At 39.0% G+C, this 5,625-nt stretch carries 5 protein-coding genes; 2 read left to right on the forward strand and 3 right to left on the reverse strand.

Going from position 1 to position 5,625, the window contains the following annotated elements:
• Positions 1-49: 49 nt before the first annotated feature.
• Positions 50-913: a LysR family transcriptional regulator gene (locus K6G87_RS15525; protein ID WP_296839266.1), complete on the reverse strand. Its 864-nt coding sequence runs from the start codon at positions 911-913 to the stop codon at positions 50-52.
• A 125-nt stretch (positions 914-1,038) separates the two neighbouring features.
• On the opposite strand from K6G87_RS15525, the gene K6G87_RS15530 reads away from it, so the two are divergent.
• Both K6G87_RS15530 and K6G87_RS15535 read left to right on the forward strand, forming a co-directional pair.
• A complete protein-coding gene (locus K6G87_RS15530) occupies positions 1,039-2,403 on the forward strand; it encodes an MATE family efflux transporter (RefSeq protein WP_296839268.1) in 1,365 nt (454 codons plus the stop codon).
• 156 nt (positions 2,404-2,559) lie between these two features.
• Entirely contained in the window at positions 2,560-3,699 is a 1,140-nt protein-coding gene (locus tag K6G87_RS15535) for an aldo/keto reductase (RefSeq protein ID WP_296839270.1), read from the forward strand.
• Positions 3,700-3,788: 89 nt separating this feature from the next.
• Here K6G87_RS15535 and K6G87_RS15540 read toward each other — a convergent pair whose 3' ends face one another.
• Positions 3,789-5,348, reverse strand: a complete 1,560-nt coding sequence (locus tag K6G87_RS15540) for a hypothetical protein (RefSeq protein ID WP_296839272.1) — start codon at positions 5,346-5,348, stop codon at positions 3,789-3,791.
• 138 nt (positions 5,349-5,486) lie between these two features.
• The coding region (locus tag K6G87_RS19825) for a rubredoxin-like domain-containing protein (RefSeq protein WP_442863375.1) at positions 5,487-5,625 on the reverse strand (139 nt) is incomplete at its 5' end.

Genomic DNA, 5,625 nt, shown 5'->3' on the forward strand with positions numbered 1-5,625 from the left:
TAATTGGTGGCAGTTGAATAGATGGCGAAGTTCATACAATGAGCGCCAATTATAATATGACATTTATTTTTTCAATGAATTTCTTTATTGCCGGTGATAATACCTGATATTTTTTCCAAATCAGCTTACCATATATTTTCATTTCTGGCTTTAAGGGAACAAAAGTAAGCTCTGAGTCGCCTGAAGTATTTATCAGTCTGTTAAAACAGATGGCATAGCCCATTCCTTCCTTTACCATTACTGAAGCGTTGTATATAAGATTGTAGGTGGCTGTTATATTCAATTTTGACAGCACCTCATCCGAGGAAAAATGTTTTTGTGCTCCTCTGGAAATGATGACAGGTTCGTTTAGGAGATCCTGCATAGTGAGTGATTTCTTTTTGGCGAGAGGGCTGTCTTTTCGCATTAGTACTCCGTAGATATCTGCTCCCGGAAGCGTTGCAGACTGATAGATGCTCGGATCATGATCAGAAAAAATAAGCGCAAAATCAAGGAGCCCTTTTCCGAGTTCATCCATAAGATCAATAGTATCCCCACTTTTTACACTAAATTTTATACCGGGATATTCATGTGTGAGTTCTGTGGCAACCCGGGCAATATATTGAAATGCCCAGGACTCACCTGCACCTATCCTGATTGTTCCGGTGGTATTATTCTTTACCTGTGAAAGTTCATCCTCTGTTTGCTGCATGAGACTTATCATCTCCTCAGCACGCTTCCTTAAGACCAAACCTTCTTCTGTCAGCGTTATTCTACGGTTTCCTCTTTCGAATAATGTTACACCCAGCTCCTCTTCCAATTCACGCATTTGTCTTGAAAGTGATGGCTGCGCCACATGCAAAGCTTCTGCAGCTCCTGAAATAGTTCCTTCTCTTATTACTGCCAGAAAATATTGCATAATCCGGATATCCATAATGTGAGCCTCCTAAAAATTATTTCCTATTCAATATTATTATAGCAAGACATCCAATACAAGTATTTGATTATGGTAAATGGTCATAATATGATTGCATTAGGACAACACAAAGGAGGTGCCGAATGAGCAGAACTTCAAATGAAACAGAAAATATCATGGGAACGCAGAAGATGAGCAGACTTCTTCTTGGAACCGGAATTCCGCTTATGCTCAGCCTTCTGATAAACTCACTTTACAACTTTGTTGATTCGATTTTTGTTTCCAGAATATCTGAGGATGCACTTACTGCACTTTCATTAGCTGCTCCAGTGCAGATGATCGTATCATCACTGGGACTTGGTAATGCTGTTGGCCTGAATGCAGTAATATCAAAAGCTCTTGGAGAAAAAAGACCTGATAGGGTAAAAAAGACGGCCAGTGCTGCAATTTTTATTGCAATATGCTCATGGATGATAAATGCGGTAGTATGCTTGCTTTTTGTTAATGCTTACTATGATTGGCAGTCCGGCGGCAATGCAGCCATTGCTACTTATGGAAAACAATATCTTACCATCTGCATGCTGCTTTCATTCGGCCAGATGGGACAGTGGGTATTTGACCGATTTGTAATAGCAAGCGGCAAATCTACTCTGTTTATTTTCACATTATCTGCGGCATCCATAACAAATCTGATCCTGGATCCGATCTTTATTTTCGGAATGTTTGAAATTCCACGTCTGGAAACTACAGGTGCTGCTATAGCAACAGTAATAGGGCAGTGCGTGGGGCTCATGGCAGGTGTCCTTATAAACAGGAAATGGAATAAGGAAATACCTTTTGCATTCACGCTTCGCCCAGACAAAGAGAGCATTCGTGCGATTCTGAGTGTGGGAATACCTTCTACAGTAGTACAGATACTTACTTCATTTGTGAATGTTGGCATGAATTCAATACTTCTTGGATTCTCATCCACAGCAGTTGCCGTTTACGGTGTCTGCACACGCATGTACAGCGTTGTAACTGTGGGAGTACATGGCATAAACAATGGGCTAATTCCGATAGTTGCTTATAACTATGGAGCAAGCAAGAAAGACAGGGTAAACGATGCAGTTAAATGGGCATTTGGATATGGACTGCTGTTTTATGCAGTATTCTTTTTGATACTGGAAATACTACCTGTAAAAGTACTGGAGATTTTTGATGCATCTTCAAATATGCTGGCTATAGGAGTGCCTGCAATCAGGCTTCTCGCAGTAGCATACCTTTTATCAATTATCAATCTTGTCATCGCAGCTGCACTTCAGGGGTTATCTCTGGGTACAAAGAGCATGTATCTGACAATGCTTAGACAGGCACTGCTTCCTTTAATATTCGCATTAGCGGCAAGTAGTTTTGGTAATCTGAATATGGTGTGGATGAGCTTTATAATTGCTGAGTTTCTGGGAATGCCTTTAGCATTTCTTCTTTGGAAAAAAAGTACAGCAATGGTCTTTGCGCCTATTGGATAAATTATAGAATAGCTGGAACGATACAACGATGACGAAATATTTTCATGATTCAAAATGAATTGTGTGCTACATTTTTGACATATAAATAAATATATGACCTTTTATAGAGTGAATAGTGTACTTGAAAGAAAGAGAAAACAGGCAAGGAGGTAGCTTATGGATTTTAAACCGGCAAAGAAACTGGGATTTGGCTTGATGAGAATGCCGCTTATTGACAAGACAAATGATGCGGATGTTGATGTTGCACAGGTTTCAGAGATGGTGGATATGTTCCTTGAAAGAGGATTCACCTACTTTGATACTGCATGGATGTATAACGGCTTCAACAGTGAGAATGTGGCAAGACAGGCTCTTGTTGAAAGGCACCCGAGAGAAAGCTTTACACTGGCAACAAAGCTTCATGCAGGTTTTATTAACTCCAAAGACGACAGGGACAAGGTTTTTAATGAGCAGCTTAAGAAAACCGGTGCAGGATATTTTGATTATTACCTGATCCACGGCATTGAAGGCGGCATGTATCAAAAATATGAAGAGCTTGATTGCTTCAATTGGCTTTTGGATAAAAAGAAAGAAGGCTTGGTGCGCCACGCGGGATTTTCATTCCATGATACGCCACAGCTCCTTGATGAGATACTTACAAAGCATCCTGAGATGGAATTTGTGCAGTTGCAGATAAATTATCTGGATTGGGAAAGTGAATGGGTTCATTCGAGAGAATGCTATGAAGTAGCAGTAAAGCATGGAAAACCTGTCATTGTTATGGAACCGGTAAAGGGCGGCACTCTGGCAAAACTACCCGCTGAAGCAGAAAAACTGTTCAGGGACAAGGATGAGAGTATGTCCATTCCAAGCTGGGCAATCAGGTTTGTGGCAAGCTTGGACAATGTAATGGTAGTCCTGTCTGGAATGAGCAGTATAGCGCAGATGGACAATAACACAGCCTACATGCAGGATTTCAGGCCTTTGTCGGAGGATGAAAAGCAGTTGTGTTTTAAGGCTGCAGATATCATAAACAGCCAGATTGCTATTCCTTGTACAGGGTGTTCTTACTGCACAGAAGGCTGCCCAATGAAAATAGCAATTCCCAAGTATTTCTCGCTTTATAATGAAAATATGCGTGAAGATATGGAAGAAAAAGGATGGACCATCAATTTTTCGAATTACGGAAATCTTGTCAGCAGCGGCTTTGGAAAGGCAAGTGATTGCATAGCCTGTGGACAATGTGAAGGCGTATGCCCTCAGCATCTGCCAATCATAGATAACCTGAAGAAAGTTGCAGGTCATTTCGAACACTGAAGCTCTGTTTTATTTTTTGAGAACCGTTCAAATCGTGCCATTGTTTTTGCAGACTGTTTTACAAGTTCTAAAGAACAGGTAAGCTTGACTTATTCTTTTATTATTTCATCGCCAATAACAATATATTTAGTCTTGTTATGGTCGTAAAAGCCAACAAGATTATCTTTTCCAGGAATATTTGTAAGACTATTACAATAGTCACATATTCTCACATCTTCGCTTGAATCTGTTCCGACGCGGCATAAATATTTATTATCTTTTACATAGAAACACATATCTGAAAAGGGATCCCACAAAAGTGTAAAGTTTGTTTTACTTCCCTGATCGGCAACCATCACAGGCTCTTTTCCTTCGGAGATATAGTAAACATCATTATCATATATGAACCAGATTTTATCTAAAGTCTTGCTTGCTACATAATCGAGGGATAACTCGTCACTGGTAAAAAGTATAGTCTCTGTGACATTGTTACCATCGTAGGAGAACTTTACTAAATCGCCGCCGGAACTTCCTATACAGGTAGGGCCTTCCTTTGTGATTGCCATACTGAAGCTTCTGGCATCCGGGTTGTTATTTGTAAGACATATTATCTCAGGGACACTGCCGGAAAGGGCATAGCACTCATCAAAGGTGTAGAGCATAAGTGCATCTGAAAAGCAATCAGTATCTAATATATATTTATCATCAAAATAAGAGATGATCATTCTTTTGCCGGCAGCAATTTCAAATCGAAGATCCTCAGTATCGGTAGTTACGATCGTAGCGTCTTTATCTCCGGAATTAAAGTACTTAAGACCATCATCGTCCATGAACATTGCCTGTTTACAGTCTCTGTCATAATAGCATTCAAGTAGAAGTTCATTGCTCAGACGTATAGTCTTTTCATTATCAATACATATAAAAGAGCTATCATCATTGCCGTATTCGGTAACAAAGAGTGTATTTGCATCGTTTGAAATGGCTTCAACACTGGAACTATCATCTGCTACAAAAACGTCTTTTTCTATTCCGTTTTCATAAATGTGTATTTTGGGGGTAGCATAGTACTCGAAAAAAGCAAGTACCTTTCCATTTGGAGAAAGACAGGCGTTTATGATATTGGCTTCATAAATCAGTTTTGTATTCTGATTTTTGGTATCATAAAGGTAAATCCCTTTTTTATCATCCTTCATGTTAGTGATGTAGTAGCAATATCTGCCATCATAGCAAATACCTGCTGAATCAATATCTGTAGCTATCTCTGTCACGTTAAGCTCAGCGTCTATGTAATAACATATATCGTCATAAACCAGAATAGCTTCAGAAGCATCGGCATTTACATTCATGTAGAGATAATACCTTTCGCCGTCATGGAAATCCTTTAATATCTTGCCATCGGAATTAAAAATATACTGATCAACCTGACTGATCGTAGGTCCATCATATTCTTCTGGCTTTGCATAATCGTCAAAAAAGTTGTCCTGCAAAGGTGCGGCAGAATCGCCTGTTGAAGAATTGTTACTATTGTTAGAACTTCCTGTTAATATAGGTGAACCGTTATTAACAGAGGAACTTAGAAATCTTACAAATAAAAATGCCGATAAGGCACATATAATAAGCCCTATTGTAGTGATAATTGTTAATATCAGTTTGTTTCTTTTATTTCCCATAAAAAACCCCTTCCATATTTTGCCTCAAGTCTTAAAAGCATTATCAATTAAGATTCATCATGAGTCAATAAATGGAAAGGATTTAATAAAAAATATGTAGTTTTTAATTTAAAAAATGCATATTACATGGCGTTACAATTAATAATTTTCTTCGTGTACTTCGAAATAGCTCTTTGGATGTGAGCATACAGGGCATACTTCAGGAGCCTTTGTGCCAACTACGATATGTCCGCAGTTTCTGCATTCCCAAACTTTAACTTCGCTCTTTTCGAATACC

It is taken from the genome of Butyrivibrio sp. (assembly GCF_024699075.1).

Coding starts and splice junctions, on each gene's coding strand:
- K6G87_RS15540 (WP_296839272.1), bottom strand. CDS start 5,348: ATGGGAAATAAAAGAAACAAACTGATATTAACAATTATCACTACAATA.
- K6G87_RS15525 (WP_296839266.1), bottom strand. CDS start 913: ATGGATATCCGGATTATGCAATATTTTCTGGCAGTAATAAGAGAAGGA.
- K6G87_RS15535 (WP_296839270.1), top strand. CDS start 2,560: ATGGATTTTAAACCGGCAAAGAAACTGGGATTTGGCTTGATGAGAATG.
- K6G87_RS15530 (WP_296839268.1), top strand. CDS start 1,039: ATGAGCAGAACTTCAAATGAAACAGAAAATATCATGGGAACGCAGAAG.